Here is a 17,710-nt window from a genome sequence, read left to right on the forward strand (position 1 = left end):
ACGCATGACCACGGACGTCACCGACCCGACCCCCGCGCAGCCGCCCGGCGCCACGCCGCCAGCGGAGCCGCCGGGGCAGCCGCCCGAAACGCCGCCGCCGAAGCGGCGCTGGGGCCGGCTGCTGCTCAGAACGGTCGCGGGCACGGTGGCCGTGCTGGTGCTGCTCGTCGCGCTCGCGGCCGGCCTGCTGTACGGCGCGCTTACGACCGAACGCGGCACCGCGTACGCATGGCACGCGGCGCTCAGGCTATTGGGCGGCCAGCTCGGCGGCACGCTCGACGGCGGTACGCTCGCAAGCGGCGTGCAACTGCGCGACGTTCACTGGCGCAGCCTCGACGGCAGCGGCACCGATATCCGGATCGACCGCGTCGCGGGCCGCTGGGCGCTGGCGCGCACGCCGTGGCGCTTCACGATCGACTATCTGCACGTCGGCACGATCGAGACGTGGCTGGGCGCCTCGTCGTCGAGCAGCAGCGAGCCGATGAAGCTGCCGCGCGATCTGCGCCTGCCGATGCCGCTCGACATCCGCGACGTGCAGGTCGAGCGTTTACTGCTGCACCAGGGCACTTCGACGACGGAGTTGTCGCACTTCGCGTTTCATGGGCGCAGCGATGGACGCCACCACGAGGCCTCGATCGATCGGCTCGATACGCCGTTCGGCGCGCTGACGGCGTCGGCGAAACTGGACGGCGTGCAGCCGTTTCCGCTGACCGGCGAGGTCGGCTATTCGGGCAAGGTCCGCGACGAGGCGGTGCAGGTCGGCGGGCATCTGAGCGGCACGCTCGAACAGCTCGTCGCCGAACTCGATGCGAGCGGCATGAAGCTGACCGGTCACGCGCGGGTCGAGGCCGCGCCGTTCGACGCGGTGCCGCTGCAGCGCGCGACGCTGAGCTTCGATCACGTGAATCCGCAAGCTTTTGCGCCTGGCGCGCCGCTGGCCGATCTGGCCGTGCGCGCGGAGTTGCAGCCGGTGGGGCAGGGCGGCGCGGCCGGGGTTCCGGCCGGTGCCAGCGGGGCTGCTACTACCGCGGCTGCTTCTACAGGAGCAGGGGCTGCGAACGCGGCGAGTGGCGCGACCGCGGGCTTTGCCGTCGCGGGTCACCTGTCGATCGTCAACGCGAAACCCGGCGCGATCGACCAGAACCTGCTGCCGCTCATCGACGCGAACACCGACGTGCGGCTCGACGCCCGGACGCAAAGCATCTCGAACCTGAACGTGCGGCTCGTGCGCGACGCGACGGTCACGGGCGGCGGCACGCTGAGCGACCGGCACGGCCAGATCGACCTGCGCGTCGCGCGGCTCGATCTGAACGCATTGCAGGCGACGGTGCGGCCCACGCAACTGGGCGGCACGATCGGCATCCGCCTGAACGACGATATCCAGAGCCTCACGCTCGATCTCGCCGACCCGGCCGCTGCGCTGCGCGCCCAGGGCAAGGTCACGTTCGACCCGGCGCGGATCAGCTTCAACGACGTGCGCGTGACGTCGGGCCGCGGCCGTATCGATCTGTCCGGCGCGCTCAAGCACGACGCGAATTCCACCTACAACCTGAAAGCGCAACTGACCGACTTCGACCCGCTGTCGTTGACTTCGCAGATGCCGTCGCGTACGCCGGTCACGCCGCCGGCCGCTTCATCAGTGGCGTCGGCGGCCGCGCCGGCTGCGGGGACCACCCGAACCGCCGGCGCGAAAAGCGCGGCCCCAGGCGATCAGGCCGCCGCCGTGGCGAAGAACACCGCCCAGGCGGCGGTGCGCAGCGAGGTGCTGGAGCGCAAGACGCCGCCCGCGCATCGTGCAACCCCCGCGCCACGTACGGCAGCGCCCGCGCGCCGGATCGAGGCGCGCGTGAACGGCACGCTCAGCGCAACCGGCGTGCTCGCGCCGGTCTTCACGACGCGCGCCGAATTCAAGCTCGGGCCGAGCGTCTACGACGACTTGCCGCTCACGGGCAGCGGCACGATCCAGCTGGCCGGCACGCGGATTCTGCCGAGCCGCGCGACGCTGTCGGTGGCGGGCAACCAGGTCGATCTGCAAGGCAGCTTCGGCGCGCCGGGCGACCGGCTGCGTTTTCGCCTCGACGCGCCGCAGCTCGAACGGCTCGGTTTCGGCATCGCGGGCGCGGTCGCCGCCGACGGCGACGTGACCGGCTCGCTCGCGCATCCGAACGTCACGCTGAACTACAAGGCCGACGGCTTCGTGTTCGCGAGCAACCGGGTCGGTCATGCGGAAGGCCATGCCGAATTGCGCGACGGCGCGAACGGCGTGCTCGCGTTCACGACCGACGCGCGCAACGTGAGCGCGGGCGGCGTCGATCTGAGCACGTTGACGGCGCGTCTCTCGGGCACGCGCGCCAATCACACGTTGGAGGCTGCGGCCACCGGCAAGATGCAGGACCATCCGCTCGATCTGACGCTCGCCGCCAACGGCAAGCTGACCGATACCCGCGACGGCACGCGCTGGGACGGCACGGTCACGCGTTTGCAGAATCGCGGCATGCCGTCGCTCAATCTCGATGCGCCGCTCGCGGTCGGCGCGGGGCCGGGCCGGCTCACGCTCGGCGCCACGCATCTGATGATCGAAGGCGCGGTGCTGAGCCTCAAGTCGTTCGTGTTCGATCACGGTCGCATCCAGTCGGCGGGCAATCTGACCGGCGTGTCGCTCGCCCGTCTGCAGGACCTGCGCCGCGAAATCACCGGCGAGCCGCCGGCCGTCAGAACCGATCTCGTGTTCGACGGCGACTGGGACTTCTCGCTCGGCACGACGGCGAGCGGCCATATCGAACTGCGGCGGCGCAGCGGCGACGTGACGGTCGAAATCGGCCGCGGGCTGGCCTCGATGGGGATTGGCGAGGTTCGCGCGCGCGCCGAATTCACGGGCGGCAATCGCCTCAACGCGACCGTGCATGCGCAAGCGAGCCGGGTCGGCGTGATCGATGCCGATGCGCACACGCTGCTCGTGATGCGCGATGGCCTGTTGAGTGTCGATCCGCAGGGCGCGTTGTCGGGCAACGTCAATGTCGACGTGCCGTCGCTGCGCACCACGGGCGGCCTGCTCGGTCCGAGCTATCTGCTCGACGGGCACCTCGCGCTCAAGCTCGCGCTCGGCGGCGCGGTCGCGAAGCCGAGCGTGACGGGCTCGCTCGTCGGCGACGGGTTGTCCGCGACCGTGGTCAGCCAGGGTGTGCAACTGAAGGACGGCGTGGTGCGCATCGCGCTGTCGCAGAACATGGTGGATTTCCAGCAGGTCGAGTTTCATGGCTCGAGCGGCACGTTGCGCGCGACCGGCCGCATTCGCCTCGACGGCGCCGAGCCCGATCTGACCGCGAGCATCGTCGCCGACAAGCTCGATGTGTTCGCGTCGCCCGATCGTCATCTGTCGTTGTCGGGCAGCGCGGCCATCGCGAACGGCGGGACCGAGCGCGGGCTCGCTATCGACGGCAAGTTCGTCGTCGACAGCGCGCTGTTCGATATGCCCGAGCAGGCCGCGCCGAGCCTCGGCGACGACGTCGTGATCATCCGCCCGGACGGCACGCGCTCGGGCGGCCAGCCGCGTCCGAGCGAAGGCGGCGAGCAGCGGGTCAGCCCGTTCTCGCCGCGCGCCAATATCCAGATCGGTCTCGGCAACAACTTCCGCTTCCGCGGCCAGGGTGCCGATCTCGGCCTTGCCGGCACGATCACCGCGACGAGTGCGCCGAACATGCCGCTGCGCGCGGTCGGCAACGTGCGCGTGACACCGGGTTCGACCTATACCGCGTTCGGCCGCAAGCTCGCGATCGAGAACGGCTTCTTCACGTTCAACGGTCCGGTCACGAATCCGGGCATCAACATTCTCGCGATGCGCCGCAACCAGCAGGTCGAGGCGGGCGTGCAGGTGACGGGCACGCTGCAATTGCCGGTCGCGCGGCTCGTGTCGGAGCCGAGCGTGCCCGATAACGAAAAGCTCTCGTGGCTGCTGTTCGGCCATGGCACCGACCAGGGCAACAACCTCGGCCAACAGAGCACGATGACGACGGCGCTTGCGCTGCTCGGCAGCGCGACCGGCAAGCGGATTGCGCAGACGGTCGGGCTCGACGAGTTTTCGATCGGCCGCAGCGACGTCGGCCTGACCGATCCGCAGGTCGTGATGGTGTCGAAGGCGATCAACGAGTGGCTCGTGATCGGCTATGAGCAGGGGTTGCAGTCGGCGAGCAACGCGGTCAAGGCGACCATCAACCTGTCGCGCTACTGGTCGTTCGTGGTGTACGGCGGCACGTTCTATGGGGCCGACGTGCTGTATACGCGGCGGTTCGACCGGATCAAGTGGTGAGGGTGGCGGTGGGGCGGGCGGGTGACGTGACGCCGTTGCAGGGCGCTACGACTACACACGGTTGCGTTTGCTGTTCGGCGCGGCTGTTTCCGCTGGCTTAAGCGCGGAGATTGGCTGCAAGCAGTCAGCGCAAACGCCCCGTGCCGTCGCTGCCGCCGCGCCGTCGTGTCATCGCGTTATCGTGCCGCCGCAAAAGAAAACGGCACGCTTCAGGCGTGCCGTTTTCCCACGATTGCCGCACAGCGCCCGAACGGCGCCGCGTCTTACTTCACGCGCATGCCCGGCTTCGCGCCGCTATGCGGTTCGAGTACGTAGAGCCCCGGCTCGGCCTTCTCGTCCGTTGCCGATGCCGCGAGCACCATGCCTTCGGACAGGCCGAACTTCATCTTGCGCGGCGCGAGATTGGCGACCATCACGGTCAGCTTGCCGATCAGCTGCTCCGGCTGATACGCCGACTTGATGCCCGAGAACACGTTGCGGGTCTTCTCTTCGCCGACGTCGAGCGTCAGTTGCAGCAGCTTGTCCGAGCCTTCCACGGCCTTGCAGTCGACGATTTTCGCGATGCGCAGATCGACCTTCGCGAAGTCGTCGATCGAGATGATGCCGGGCTCTTCTTCCTTTGCGGCAGGAGCCTTCGCGGTTTTCTTCGAGGTGCCCTTTGCGTCGGCCGAGGCCGCTTCCGGCGTGGCTTGCAGCGACTCGCGGTTGGCCGCGAGCAGTGCTTCGATCTGCTTCGGATCGACGCGCGTCATCAGATGCTTGTAGGCGTTGATCGGCTGCGCCGAGCTGAGCGGCACGCCGGCGTCGGCCCACTTGAGCGGCTCGATGCCGAGGAACGCCTCGACCGCTTCGGCGAGCTTCGGCAGCACCGGCTTCAGCGCCAGCGACAGCAGACGGAACGCCTCGATGCTGACGCTGCAGGTCTCGTGCAGCGCGACCGCGTTCGCCGGGTCTTTCGCCTGATCCCACGGCTTCGCGGTGTCGACGTAGGCGTTGACCGTGTCGGCCAGCTCCATCGTTTGACGCAGCGCGCGGTTGTACTCGCGCGCTTCGTAGTTTGCGGCGATCTGCGGAATCGCCTCGCGCAGCGTGGCGAGCAGCGGATGATGCATCGCGCTGTCCTGCACGCGGCCGTCGAAGCGCTTGATGAGGAAGCCGGCCGCGCGGCTCGCGATGTTCACGTACTTGCCGACCAGATCGCTGTTCACGCGCGCCTGGAAGTCGTCGAGGTTCAGGTCGAGGTCTTCCATCGTGCTGTTGAGCTTGGCGGCGAAGTAGTAGCGCAGCCATTCGGGGTTCAGCCCCGTGTCGATCACGCTCTGCGCCGTGATGAAGGTGCCACGCGACTTCGACATCTTCGCGCCGTCGACGGTCAGGAAGCCGTGCGCGAACACGTTGGTCGGCGTGCGATGGCCCGAGAATTCGAGCATGGCCGGCCAGAACAGCGTGTGGAAATAGAGGATGTCCTTGCCGATGAAGTGGTACTGCTCGGCCTTCGAACCCTTGCGCACCCACGCGTCGAAGTCGAGGCCGCGCTTTTCGGCGAGGTTTTTGAAGCTCGCGTAGTAGCCGACCGGCGCGTCGAGCCATACGTAGAAGTACTTGCCGGGCGCGCCGGGAATCTCGAAGCCGAAGTACGGCGCGTCGCGCGAGATGTCCCAGTCGGCGAGCTTGGCTTCGCCGGCGTCGCCGAGCCATTCGCGCATCTTGTTGGTCGCTTCCGGCTGGGCCAAACCACCGACCCATGCGCGCAGGAAGTTTTCGCAGCGCGGATCGGACAGGCGGAAGAAGTAGTGCGTCGAGGTCTTGCGCACCGGCGTCGCGCCCGAGACGACCGAGTACGGATTGACGAGCTCGGTGGGCTGGTAGGTCGAGCCGCAGACTTCGCAGCTGTCGCCGTACTGGTCTTTCGCGCCGCATTTCGGGCATTCGCCCTTGATGAAGCGGTCCGGCAGGAACATTTCCTTGACCGGGTCATACGCCTGTTCGATCTCGCGCGCCTCGATCAGACCCGCTTCCTTGAGCGCGAGGTAGACGTTCTCGCTGAGCACGCGGTTCTCTTCGGAATCGGTCGAGTAGTAGTTGTCGAACGAAATGCCGAAGCTGTCGAAGTCGCGCTTGTGTTCCTGCCAGACGCGGTCGATCAACTGTTTAGGCGTCAGCCCTTCCTTTTCCGCGCGCAGCATGACCGGCGTGCCGTGCGTGTCGTCGGCGCCCACGTAGTAGACCTCGTGGCCGTGCATTCGCAGCGTCCGGACCCAGATGTCCGTCTGGATATATTCGACCAGGTGGCCGATATGAATCTGCCCGTTCGCATACGGAAGGGCCGACGTGACGAGAATCTGGCGATGGCCGGACGGCGCGCCTGCGGTGAGATCGGTGGCGGGGGCTGACATAAGGATCTTGGGTGCCTGCGGTGGGACGAAACGGCAATTCTAGCAGGGCGGGCGCGTCACGCGGCACGGGCGGGACCGGCCGGCAGAGCCGCTGTCACGGGGACGGCGAGGGCATTGGACGAGCGGGGGATCAGGGGCAAGGCAGGGGCGGAAGCACGGCTGACCACATCAAAACCGCGCGCCCAAAAAAAAACCGGGGTGATTAACCCCGGAGCAACAACGACAAGAGGAGAATGGTGCCGCGGCGGCTTCGCCAGCCACGTACCGTAAAGAGAGACCACGGTTTTTCGGCAGAGTTCGAAATTTTTTTAACCATCTTTCAAATTCCTTGGATGCCGGCAATTGATGCGAACCCGAGCCGAAATTGTCTTCGGAACGGATCAAAATCGCCGTACCTCCATGCCGGTCTTCCCGATGGCGCCCGAACCGGGGCGGGCGGCAACGCCCGGCCCCTGGCTCGCTCATTCTCCTGAAGCGCGTCCTTATTGCGGAGCGTGCTGAGCCGTCGCGCGCAGATAGATTTCCACGCGGCGGTTCGCGGCGCGGCCCGCTTCCGTGTTGTTGTCGGCGATCGGCTGGCTCGCGCCCATGCCGCTTGCGGAGAGGCGCTGCGGCGCGATGCCGCGTTGCGCCAGGTAGCCCGTCACGCTTTGCGCACGGTTGACCGACAGCGTCTGGTTATATTGCGCCGAGCCGGTGCTGTCGGTATGGCCGACCACCTGGGCGATGATTTCCGGGTTCTGCTGCATCGTCTGCGTGAGCTGGTCGAGCACCGGTGCAAACGACGGCTTGATCGCGTAGCTGCTCGTGTCGAACGTGACCGAGCTCGGGATGTTCAGCTTGAGCGAGCCGTCCGGCTGCTCGGTGATCTGCGTGCCGGTGCCCTTGGTGGCGCCCGACATGCGGTTGCGGATCGCTTCCCAGTTGTAGCCGGTGATGCCGCCGACCGCCGCGCCGGCGGCCGCGCCGATCGCCGCACCCTTGCCGCCGCCGAAGATCGCGCCGAGCGCGGCGCCCGTGCCGGCGCCGACGCCGGTGCCGACTGCCGTATTCGTGCCCTGTTGGGTGGCACAGCCTGCCAGCAGGGAGCCAGCAACTGCGAAGACAGCCATGCGAGTCATGATTTTTGCATTCATTTTCAAATCCCCTTGAGTGAAGCGAGTGAACCAGCGGGTACGGTTGATCCAGCCAAACTATCGAGCCGACGTGACGGCGGTCGTACGGTACAGCGGACTACTCGAAAAACTGCGCGAAACAGCATGAAACGGTGAAATTCGGGTGAAATCCGGGATGAAATCCGGCGCCTGTCTTCGCCGCCGGTCCGACAGCGAAGAAGGGTCTTCGGGCAACGCCTGCCACCAGACACTACAATGATGCCTGAAACACGCGGTGATGCGACCCCATGGCGTCCCGCCTGCGCAAGCGTGCATGGCACGTCTGATTTTCGCAATGCCGTATAACAATTTTTTTCAAATTCTGGCGCGCGGCCGCGACTTCGTTGCCGCCGTGCCCCATGTGTTTCCCACGGAGTGCCAATGAGTATCGATCGGGCTTTGGTGGACGCCGCCCTCGCGGCCGTCACTGACCCTAACACCGGCTTGCCGTACGCGGCCGCAAAAAATGTCCGCAACGTGGTCGTGGCAGGCGACATGGTCAGCCTCGAGGTGGTGCTCGGCTATCCGGCGCAAAGCCAGTTCGAGACGATTCGCCGGCAGTTCGCCGACGCGCTGCGCGCGGTGCCGGGCGTGGCGAACGCGCGCGTCGAGGTGTCCCAGCAGATCGCCGCGCATACGGTGCAGCGCGGCGTGAAACTGCTGCCCAACGTCAAGAACATCGTGGCGGTCGCCTCGGGCAAGGGCGGCGTGGGCAAGAGCACGACCGCCGTGAACCTCGCGCTCGCGCTCGCGAGCGAGGGCGCCTCGGTCGGCATTCTCGACGCCGATATCTACGGCCCGTCGCTGCCGACCATGCTCGGTATCGAGGGCCGCCCCGAGTCGCCCGACGACAAATCGATGAACCCGATGACGGGCCACGGCGTGCAGGCCAACTCGATCGGCTTCCTGATCGAGGCCGACAATCCGATGGTGTGGCGCGGTCCGATGGCGACCTCGGCGCTCGAACAGCTGCTGCGCCAGACCAACTGGCACGATCTCGACTACCTGATCGTCGACATGCCGCCCGGCACCGGCGACATCCAGCTGACGCTCGCGCAGCGCGTGCCGGTGACGGGCGCGGTGATCGTCACGACGCCGCAGGACATCGCGCTGCTCGACGCGAAGAAGGGCCTCAAGATGTTCGAGAAGGTCGGCATTCCGATCCTCGGCATCGTCGAGAACATGGGCCTGCATATCTGCTCGAACTGCGGCCACGAGGAGCACATCTTCGGCGCGGGCGGCGGCGAGCGCATGGGCAAGGAGTACGGCGTCGACGTGCTCGGCAGCCTGCCGCTCGACATCACGATCCGCGAGCAGGCCGACTCGGGCACGCCGACGGTCGTGGCCGATCCGCACGGGCGCATCGCGGAGATCTATCGCGCGATCGCGCGCAAGGTCGCGATCCACATCGCCGAGCGCGCGCGCGACATGACCTCGAAGTTTCCGAACATCGTCGTGCAGAACACCTGAGGGCGCGACCCGCGAAAAACACGCGGGTCGCCGTTCGGGCAAGGGTCCGGGGCGTCTGTTTATGCGTGCTCTCGCGGTATCATGTCGGCTTCACAAGTTCGGCTCGGCGGCCGCAGGGGCGGCCGCCAGGCCGGCAAGAGGATCGCATGGGAAAACGAATCGACGGGCAGGCGGTGCGTGCATTTATCGTTCTGACTGCCTGCTGCGTATTGCTGAACGGCTGTGGCGTGTTCCTGAGACCGCAGGAGAAGCGCGCCGACGCGCAGCTGCTGCCCACCGTGGGCAATCAGGCGCACGGCCTCGTGACGTTCATCGAGCGCTCGGACGGCGTCCAGGTCACCTACAATCTCGCGGGCTTGCCGCCCAATAGCGACCACGCGCTGCAGGTCCACGAGCGCGGCGACTGCAATGCCGCCGACGGCTCGAGCGCGGGCCAGGTGTTTTCGCCGGCGGCCGAGCGGCTCAAGATGGGCGCGCGCGTCGAGGGCGACCTCGGCAACATCCACGCGGATGCGAACGGCGTAGCCACCGGCTTCATCGTCGCGCCGGACGTCTCGCTCGACGGCATCCGCTCGGTGCTGCAACGCGCGGTCGTACTGCATCGCGATGCGACCGATCCTTATGCGTATCCGCAGCACGGCGCCGGCGTCGCGCTGGCCTGCGGCGTGATTCGCCCGTAGCCGGCCGTGGTGGCCGGCGGCGGCATCGCCGTGATCGCGTAAAATATGCGCCTTTCGCAGCGGGCTGGGCACCTGGCGCCGGCCCGCTGTTTTTCACCCACCTTTCGTTACACCTGACATTCACGTCGAGCAGCGTTCACCTATGACCATCAAATCCGACAAGTGGATCCGGCGCATGGCCGAGTCGCACAAGATGATCGAGCCGTTTGCGCCCGATCAGGTCCGCGTCTCCGAAGACGGCCGGAAGATTGTCAGCTACGGCACCTCGAGCTACGGCTACGACATCCGCTGCGCCGACGAATTCAAGATCTTCACCAACATCAATTCGACGATCGTCGATCCGAAGAACTTCGACGAGAAATCGTTTGTCGATTTCAAGGGCGATGTCTGCATCATCCCGCCGAATTCGTTCGCGCTCGCGCGCACGGTCGAGTACTTCCGCATCCCGCGCAGCGTGCTGACCGTGTGTCTCGGCAAATCCACCTACGCGCGCTGCGGGATCATCGTCAACGTGACGCCGTTCGAGCCGGAATGGGAAGGGCATGTCACGCTCGAATTCTCGAATACGACACCTTTGCCTGCGAAAATCTACGCGAACGAAGGCGTCGCCCAGGTGCTGTTTTTCGAAAGCGACGAAATTTGTGAAACGTCGTACGCGGATCGCGGCGGCAAATATCAAGGTCAGCACGGCGTCACGTTGCCGAAAACGTGACCCCGGCAGCGTCTTGACCCATCAGCTATGCGGGTGACCGCTGCACTTGCCAGGTAAGTCAGCGGTCGTTCTTTTTGGAGAATCGCCCATGAAGTTCCGTTTTCCCGTCGTCATCATCGACGAAGATTTCCGCTCCGAGAACATCTCGGGTTCCGGCATCCGGGCGCTGGCCGAAGCCATCGAGAAAGAAGGCGCGGAAGTGCTCGGGTTGACGAGCTATGGCGACCTGACCTCGTTCGCGCAGCAGTCGAGCCGCGCCTCGTGCTTCATCCTCTCGATCGACGACGACGAACTGCTGCCGTACGTCGACAACGTGGTGGTCGAAGGCGAGACGCCGGAGCTGGCCGCCGCGATCGTCGCGCTGCGCGCGTTCGTGACCGAAGTGCGCCGCCGCAACGCCGACATTCCGATCTTCCTGTACGGCGAGACGCGCACCTCGCGCCATCTGCCCAACGACATCCTGCGCGAACTGCACGGCTTCATCCATATGTTCGAGGACACGCCGGAGTTCGTCGCGCGCCATATCATCCGCGAGACGAAGGTGTATCTCGACTCGCTCGCGCCGCCGTTCTTCAAGGAACTGGTGCAGTACGCGGAAGAAGGTTCGTACTCGTGGCACTGCCCCGGCCACTCGGGTGGCGTCGCGTTCCTGAAGAGCCCGCTCGGCCAGATGTTCCATCAGTTCTTCGGCGAGAACATGCTGCGCGCCGACGTCTGCAACGCGGTCGACGAACTCGGCCAGCTGCTCGACCATACCGGTCCGGTGGCGGCCTCGGAGCGCAACGCCGCGCGCATCTTCAGCGCCGACCACGTGTTCTTCGTGACCAACGGCACCTCGACCTCGAACAAGATCGTCTGGCACGGCACGGTCGCGCCCGGCGACATCGTGCTGGTCGACCGCAACTGCCACAAGTCGATCCTGCACGCGATCACGATGACGGGCGCGATTCCGGTGTTCCTCACGCCGACGCGCAATAACTTCGGCATCATCGGGCCGATTCCGCGCAGCGAGTTCGAGCCGGAGAACATCCGCAAGAAGATCGAGGCGAACCCGTTCGCGCGCGAAGCACTCGCGAAGAACCCGAACCTGAAGCCGCGCATCCTGACGATCACGCAAAGCACCTACGACGGCGTGATCTACAACGTCGAAATGATCAAGGAGATGCTGGGCGAATGGCTCGACACGCTGCACTTCGACGAGGCCTGGCTGCCGCACGCCGAATTCCACGAGTTTTACCAGGACATGCACGCGATCGGCGCGGGCCGTCCGCGCATCGGCGCGATGGTGTACGCGACGCACTCCACGCACAAGCTGCTCGCCGGCATCTCACAGGCCTCGCAGATCGTCGTGCAGGATTCGAAGAACAGCCGCTTCGACAAGCATCGCTTCAATGAAGCGTATCTGATGCACACGTCGACGAGCCCGCAGTACGCGATCATCGCCTCGTGCGACGTGGCCGCCGCGATGATGGAAGCGCCGGGCGGCACTGCGCTCGTCGAGGAGTCGATTGCCGAAGCGCTCGACTTCCGCCGCGCGATGACCAAGGTCGACGCCGAATACGGCGACGACTGGTTCTTCAAGGTCTGGGGCCCGGAACAGTTCGCCGAGGAAGGCATCGGCTCGCGCGACGACTGGATGCTGCGCCCGAACGACGCATGGCACGGCTTCGGCCCGCTCGCCGAAGGCTTCAACATGCTCGACCCGATCAAGGCGACCATCGTCACGCCGGGTCTCGACATGGACGGCGGCTTCGGCGAAACCGGCATTCCGGCCGCGATCGTCACGAAGTACCTGGCCGAGCACGGCATCATCGTCGAGAAGACGGGGCTGTACTCGTTCTTCATCATGTTCACGATCGGCATCACGAAGGGCCGCTGGAACTCGATGGTCACCGAACTCCAGCAGTTCAAGGACGACTACGACAACAACCAGCCGCTGTGGCGCGTGCTGCCCGAGTTCGTCCAGCATCACCCGATGTACGAGCGCGTCGGCCTGCGCGATCTGTGCCAGCAGATCCACAGCGTCTATCGCGCGAACGACATCGCGCGCCTGACGACCGAGATGTACCTGTCGAGCATGGAGCCGGCGATGAAGCCGTCCGACGCGTTCGCGAAGCTCGCGCACCGCGAGATCGACCGGGTGCCGATCGACGAACTCGAAGGCCGCGTCACCTCGATCCTGTTGACGCCGTATCCGCCGGGCATTCCGCTGCTGATCCCGGGCGAGCGCTTCAACCGGACCATCGTCAACTACCTGCGTTTCGCGCGCGAGTTCAACGAGCGCTTCCCGGGCTTCCATACGGACATCCACGGGCTTGTCGGCGAAATGATCAACGGACGCATCGAATACTTCGTCGATTGCGTGCGCGTTTGACGATGCAGTGGGCGAAGTTCCTCGCGGGTAGCGATGGCTGGCGGCGCGTCTCGGGCGCGCTGGCCGTCGCGGGTTCGGTGGCAGCGGCGGTAGCCGGGCCGGTTGTGGTTGCGGTGCTCGGCGGCGCGTGGAGTCCGGTCGCGCATGCCGAAGTCGCCGCCGCCGATCCGATCGACGCGTCGATGCGCGCGTGTCTCGCGCGCGCCGACATGTCGACGACGGTCGGCCAGGTGCAGTGCATGGACAATGCGCGCATCGGCTGGAAGGCCGCGGTCGATAGCGCCTACCAGCAGTTGCTCGACAAGCTGCCGGCCGCGCGGCGCAGGCTATGGCAAAAGAGTCAGTCGAGCTGGCTCGCCTCGCGCGACGCCGAGAAGCAGTTGCTCGCCGCGGTATTCGCGACGACGCAGGGCTCGATGTACGTGCTCGCCGAAGCCGACATGCAGTTGCAGCCGGTGCGCGACCGCGCGCTCGTGCTGCGGGGCGCGCTCGCCAACGTGAGCGGGGCGCAGCCGCGCCGTCCGCGCGCGTGCAATGCCGATGCCCGCTGCGAACACGCGATGTTCGATCTGAACCGCTACTACCGTTTGCTCAATTCGCGGATGCCGGCATCATCGCGGCCCACGCTCGTGCGCGCGCAACGCGCGTGGAGCGCGTATCTCACGGCGTCGACGCCGCTCGTCGACGAGCGCGGGCGCATCGACATCATTGGCGCGCGCGTGGCGACGATCAAGCGCCTCTCCGAAACGGTCGGCAACGACTGAGCGCCGCACGCGGCACCCGCCTCAATCGAGCTGATAAGTTTCGGCGCGCGGCCGTGGCGGCGCGAGCGGCGGCTCGCCGCGCAGATCGCGCATCGCGTCCTCGATGACCGCCGACATCGTATTGAGCGCGAGGTCGTTGTCGTCAGTGCCGAACGGCTCTTCGAGCTGCGCGGCAATCGCTTCGTGCGCCATGAACGTATAGGCGACGAACACCGCGAACACCGGCGTGAAGATGCCGATACTGTCGACGAGCCCGAACGGCAGCGACGCGCAGAAGAAATACACGGTACGGTGAATCATCACCGAATAGGCGAACGGCAGCGGCGTGGACGCGATGCGCTCGCAGCCGCCGATCACATCCGACAGCCCGTTCAGATTGCGGTCGAACGCGAGCACCGCCAGCGGATCGAGCGCGCCCGCGCGGGCCTCGCGCTGCACCCATTCGCCGAGGCACAGCATCAGCGTGGCCGGTTTGTAGCGCGATGCGATCACGCGCTCGAACAGCGCGGCGGGCAGCCGCGCGGCAAGGTCTTCACGCGGATCGCTGCCGCGCAACTGATGGCGCAGCGCATGCGGCAGCGCGCTCAGCAGCGCGAGAAATTCGTCGACGTCCTGTTGCGGCAACTCGCGGTTGGGCAGCGTCAGCGCTTCGCGCGTCAGCGAGCGCGACTCGTTCAGCAACTGGCCCCACAGCTTGCGCGCTTCCCACCAGCGGTCATAGCTCGCGTTGTTGCGAAAGCCGAGAAACACCGCGAGCGCGATGCCGACCAGCGAAAACGGCGCGGTCGTGTTGAGGTTCAGGCTGACGGGCAGCAGATGATCGTGCGCGGCGAGCGCGACGATCGAAATGCAGAAGATCAGGGCGAGCCGCGGCAGCAACTGCGGCAACACCGAGCCGCGCCACGCGAGCAGCATGCGGAACCAATGGAGATGCGGGCGGATGATCATCGGACTGGGCGGACGGCGCCGGGCGGGAAAGCCCCTATTATCGAACGCTTTGTGCCGCGCCCGAAGCGCCGCACGCAGAAGAAAACCCGCACGGCGCACATCGGATTCGATGCGTGCCGCGCGGGTTCATCGAGCGCAAGCGCAGAACGCCAGGCAGATTCAGCGCCGGGCGGATTCAGTCGCGCGCCGACGGAGCCGCGCCGTGGCTGAGCCAGTCGAGCACGGCCGTTGCGTCGTCGTCGGCGCCTTCGCGCGCCTTCTCGACCGTCTCGGTCACGTCGTCGCTCGGCACCGCGCGGCGGATCGCCACGCCGACCGCCAGAATGTCGATCATCACGAGATGCAGGATGCGCGAGATCATCGACAGCTGCGACTCGCGAATCTCGATGTGATCGGTTTCCAGCGCGACGGTCGCGCGCTTGGCGAGCGGCGTATTGCTCGAGGTGATCGCGATCACCTTCGCGCCGGCCTGCATCGCCACGTCGAGCACGCGCAGCAGTTCGGGCGCGCGCCCCGACTTCGACACGGCCACGATCACGTCGCCCTTGCCGAGCAGCGCGGCCGAGGCCGCCTGCATGTACAGGTCGCCGTAAGCGATCGTCGGGATGCCGAAGCGGAAGAACTTGTAGTGCGCGTCCTGCGCGACGATGTTCGAATTGCCGAGCCCGTAGAACTCGATGCGCCGCGCGCCGTTCAGCAGGTCGATCGCACGCTCCACATGCTCGAAGTTCAGATGTTCGCGCAACTGCAGGATCGCCGAGACGGTGTTGTCGAGCACCTTCGCGCCGAAGTCGGTGGCGGTGTCGCCGAGATGCACCTGGCTGTGGCTGACCGGGATCGTGCCGGTCAGGCCGGTCGCGAGCTTGAGCTTGAAATCCGACAGGCCCTGGCAGCCGAGCGAGCGGCAGAAGCGGATCACGGTCGGCTGGCTTACGTCGGCCTTGCGCGCGATGTCGACGATCGGATCGTTGATGATCGAGCGCGGATGGTTCAGCGCGAGGTCGGCGACGCGGCGCTCGGCCGGCGTCAGCGCGTCGCGCATCTGGCGAATCCGCTCGAACACGGCCGACGAACTGCCGCCCGCGCGGTTCGACAGCTGCTCCGCGAGAATCGCCGAGACGCCGAGAAACGCCGGATATTCGGCGGTAATCACATAGGTCGGCACGTTCTGCAAGTACGCTTCGAAGCGGCCCTTCGCCTCGAAGCGCTTGCGGAACGACGAGCGCGCGAAGAATTCGCCGAGGCGCGGCACGACGCCGCCGCCGATGTAGATGCCGCCCAGCGCGCCGAGCGTCACCGCGATATTGCCGGCGAAGGTGCCGAGAATGCCGCAGAACACGTCGACCGATTCGGCCGCGAGCGGCTCGCCTTCGAGCGCGCGCTTGACGATCTCGATCGTGTCGACGTTGGCCGCCACGCGCTTCTTGTCACGGCCCGCGAGCGCACGGTAGATCACCTCGATGCCGGGACCCGCGGCCACGCGTTCGAACGACACGTGCGACCACTTCTTGCGCGCGTAGTGCAGCACGATATCTTCACGCTCGTCGGCGGGCGCGAAGGTGGCGTGGCCGCCTTCGCTGCCGAGTGCGATCCAGCGGTCGTCGGCGGGAATCAGGCCCGACACGCCCATGCCGGTGCCGGGGCCGAGCAGGCCGATCACGCTGTTCGGCCGGCGCTGGCCGCCGCCCACCTGCACGCGCTGCGCGTCGGTGAGGCCCGGCAGCGCCATCGCGAGCGCGGTGAAGTCGTTGACGACGAGCAGCGTGTCGAAGCCGAGCGCGCGGCGCGTCGCTTCGATCGAAAAGGTCCAGTCGTGATTGGTCATGCTGACCTGGTCGCCGTCGACCGGGTTCGCAATGGCGATCGCCGCGTGATTGACGCGGCCGATCTTGGTGTCCTTCAGATACTTCTTGATGACCTCGGCGATGCCCGCATACTCCGCGCACGGATAGACCTGCACCGAGCCGATTTCGCCGGGGCCCGTCTCGAGCGCGAAACGCGCGTTGGTGCCGCCGATGTCGGCCAGCAGCCTCGGTCCGTCGGCGTGCTGGCCTGCGCCCGGCACAGCTTTAGTTTGCACACCAGTAGACATCGAGTCTCACTCCCTTGTCGTTTGCCAGTTGCGAGATGGCATTTTTTTGTAGCGCGGCGGTGGCGGCATTGAGCACGTCCATCTTGCGCGGTCCTGCGATCAGCAAAAACAGCTGCTTCACTTCCTTGAGCGCCGACATCGACCAGCTCACGCGCGCATGCGGCGCCGCGCCCGGATGCACGGCCACGAAGCGCTCGGCGGTGGTGATCGCGTGATCCCATTCGGGCGCGTCGGCGAAGATCGACGCGGTGTGGCCGTCCTCGCCCATGCCGAGCACCGCGACGTCGGGCACCGCGGCAAAGCGCGGGTCCGCGTTCAACGCCGCGACGTGCGCGTGCAGATCCTGGGTGGTGTCGACGAGCGGCCAGAACGTCGCGTCTTTGGCGGCGTTCTGCAGCAGCGTGGCATGCGCGAATTGCGCGTTGCTCGCGCTGTCGGTTTCCGGCACCCAGCGGTCGTCGACCAGCGTGACCGCGATGCGCGCCCAGTCGAACGCTTGCGTGGACAGCGTTTGCAGGAACGGCCGCGGACTGCTGCCGCCCGACACGGCCAGCATGGCGGGACGCGCGGGGCGCACGAGCGGGGCCGGCGTGCCGGTGGCGGCCGCCTGTGCGGCAAGCGACGCATGCAACGCATCGCCGACCGCTTGCGCCAGCGCCTCGGATTGGGCGCGCTGGTCGTCGAAAGCGTGAAGCTCGATCACTTCTCCTCCGTGCAGCTTTTTGTTGGGTCTGCGGCAACGCGCCGTCTGCCCTCGTGCGATACCTGCAAGGCGAGGTGGCCTGCAGCGTGTTCGCGCGAGTCCGGTGCGTTG

General features: G+C 66.5%; 11 protein-coding genes. 6 read left to right on the plus strand and 5 right to left on the minus strand.

What is annotated here, in order from left to right:
* The first annotated feature begins 4 nt into the window (after positions 1–4).
* Positions 5–4,306: a translocation/assembly module TamB domain-containing protein gene (locus tag F3J20_RS20545; RefSeq protein WP_167036607.1), complete on the plus strand. Its 4,302-nt coding sequence runs from the start codon at positions 5–7 to the stop codon at positions 4,304–4,306.
* A 263-nt stretch (positions 4,307–4,569) separates the two neighbouring features.
* On the opposite strand, the gene metG is transcribed toward F3J20_RS20545, so the two are convergent.
* Both metG and F3J20_RS20555 read right to left on the minus strand, forming a co-directional pair.
* A complete protein-coding gene (metG, locus tag F3J20_RS20550) occupies positions 4,570–6,702 on the minus strand; it encodes a methionine--tRNA ligase (RefSeq protein WP_167036610.1) in 2,133 nt (710 codons plus the stop codon).
* A gap of 482 nt (positions 6,703–7,184) precedes the next feature.
* On the minus strand, positions 7,185–7,838 hold the full coding sequence (locus tag F3J20_RS20555; protein WP_167036613.1) for an OmpA family protein: 654 nt from the start codon (positions 7,836–7,838) through the stop codon (positions 7,185–7,187).
* A 399-nt stretch (positions 7,839–8,237) separates the two neighbouring features.
* On the opposite strand from F3J20_RS20555, the gene apbC reads away from it, so the two are divergent.
* The 5 genes from apbC to F3J20_RS20580 all read left to right on the plus strand — a co-directional run bounded on the left by apbC (position 8,238) and on the right by F3J20_RS20580 (position 13,856).
* Positions 8,238–9,326: an iron-sulfur cluster carrier protein ApbC gene (gene apbC / locus F3J20_RS20560; RefSeq protein WP_167036616.1), complete on the plus strand. Its 1,089-nt coding sequence runs from the start codon at positions 8,238–8,240 to the stop codon at positions 9,324–9,326.
* A 146-nt stretch (positions 9,327–9,472) separates the two neighbouring features.
* Positions 9,473–10,006, plus strand: coding sequence for a superoxide dismutase family protein (locus F3J20_RS20565; RefSeq protein ID WP_167284374.1), 534 nt, complete (start codon positions 9,473–9,475; stop codon positions 10,004–10,006).
* Positions 10,007–10,148: 142 nt separating this feature from the next.
* Positions 10,149–10,718, plus strand: coding sequence for a dCTP deaminase (gene dcd / locus F3J20_RS20570; protein WP_008924193.1), 570 nt, complete (start codon positions 10,149–10,151; stop codon positions 10,716–10,718).
* Positions 10,719–10,806: 88 nt separating this feature from the next.
* Entirely contained in the window at positions 10,807–13,092 is a 2,286-nt protein-coding gene (locus F3J20_RS20575) for an arginine/lysine/ornithine decarboxylase (RefSeq protein WP_167036621.1), read from the plus strand.
* Between the two features lie 2 nt (positions 13,093–13,094).
* The gene (locus tag F3J20_RS20580; RefSeq protein WP_167036624.1) at positions 13,095–13,856 is read left to right on the plus strand and encodes a lysozyme inhibitor LprI family protein; all 762 of its coding nucleotides are present in this window, start codon (positions 13,095–13,097) and stop codon (positions 13,854–13,856) included.
* 21 nt (positions 13,857–13,877) lie between these two features.
* Here F3J20_RS20580 and F3J20_RS20585 read toward each other — a convergent pair whose 3' ends face one another.
* From F3J20_RS20585 to pgl, 3 genes are all read right to left on the minus strand, one after another.
* A complete protein-coding gene (locus F3J20_RS20585; RefSeq protein WP_167036627.1) occupies positions 13,878–14,804 on the minus strand; it encodes a bestrophin family ion channel in 927 nt (308 codons plus the stop codon).
* Positions 14,805–14,979: 175 nt separating this feature from the next.
* On the minus strand, positions 14,980–16,896 hold the full coding sequence (locus F3J20_RS20590; protein ID WP_167036630.1) for a bifunctional transcriptional regulator/glucokinase: 1,917 nt from the start codon (positions 16,894–16,896) through the stop codon (positions 14,980–14,982).
* Positions 16,874–17,599, minus strand: coding sequence for a 6-phosphogluconolactonase (pgl, locus tag F3J20_RS20595; RefSeq protein ID WP_167284375.1), 726 nt, complete (start codon positions 17,597–17,599; stop codon positions 16,874–16,876). The genes F3J20_RS20590 and pgl overlap by 23 nt, the downstream gene beginning before the upstream one ends.
* Between the last annotated feature and the right edge of the window lie 111 nt (positions 17,600–17,710).

This window comes from Paraburkholderia sp. Cy-641 (genome assembly GCF_011752945.1).
Classification (GTDB): domain Bacteria; phylum Pseudomonadota; class Gammaproteobacteria; order Burkholderiales; family Burkholderiaceae; genus Paraburkholderia.

What these genes read in the sequence shown, in the direction of transcription:
- F3J20_RS20555 (WP_167036613.1), bottom strand. Translation starts at nt 7,838, where the DNA reads ATGAATGCAAAAATCATGACTCGCATGGCTGTCTTCGCAGTTGCTGGC.
- F3J20_RS20590 (WP_167036630.1), bottom strand. Translation starts at nt 16,896, where the DNA reads ATGTCTACTGGTGTGCAAACTAAAGCTGTGCCGGGCGCAGGCCAGCAC.
- apbC (WP_167036616.1), top strand. Translation starts at nt 8,238, where the DNA reads ATGAGTATCGATCGGGCTTTGGTGGACGCCGCCCTCGCGGCCGTCACT.
- dcd (WP_008924193.1), top strand. Translation starts at nt 10,149, where the DNA reads ATGACCATCAAATCCGACAAGTGGATCCGGCGCATGGCCGAGTCGCAC.
- metG (WP_167036610.1), bottom strand. Translation starts at nt 6,702, where the DNA reads ATGTCAGCCCCCGCCACCGATCTCACCGCAGGCGCGCCGTCCGGCCAT.
- F3J20_RS20575 (WP_167036621.1), top strand. Translation starts at nt 10,807, where the DNA reads ATGAAGTTCCGTTTTCCCGTCGTCATCATCGACGAAGATTTCCGCTCC.
- F3J20_RS20545 (WP_167036607.1), top strand. Translation starts at nt 5, where the DNA reads ATGACCACGGACGTCACCGACCCGACCCCCGCGCAGCCGCCCGGCGCC.
- F3J20_RS20565 (WP_167284374.1), top strand. Translation starts at nt 9,473, where the DNA reads ATGGGAAAACGAATCGACGGGCAGGCGGTGCGTGCATTTATCGTTCTG.
- F3J20_RS20585 (WP_167036627.1), bottom strand. Translation starts at nt 14,804, where the DNA reads ATGATCATCCGCCCGCATCTCCATTGGTTCCGCATGCTGCTCGCGTGG.
- F3J20_RS20580 (WP_167036624.1), top strand. Translation starts at nt 13,095, where the DNA reads ATGCAGTGGGCGAAGTTCCTCGCGGGTAGCGATGGCTGGCGGCGCGTC.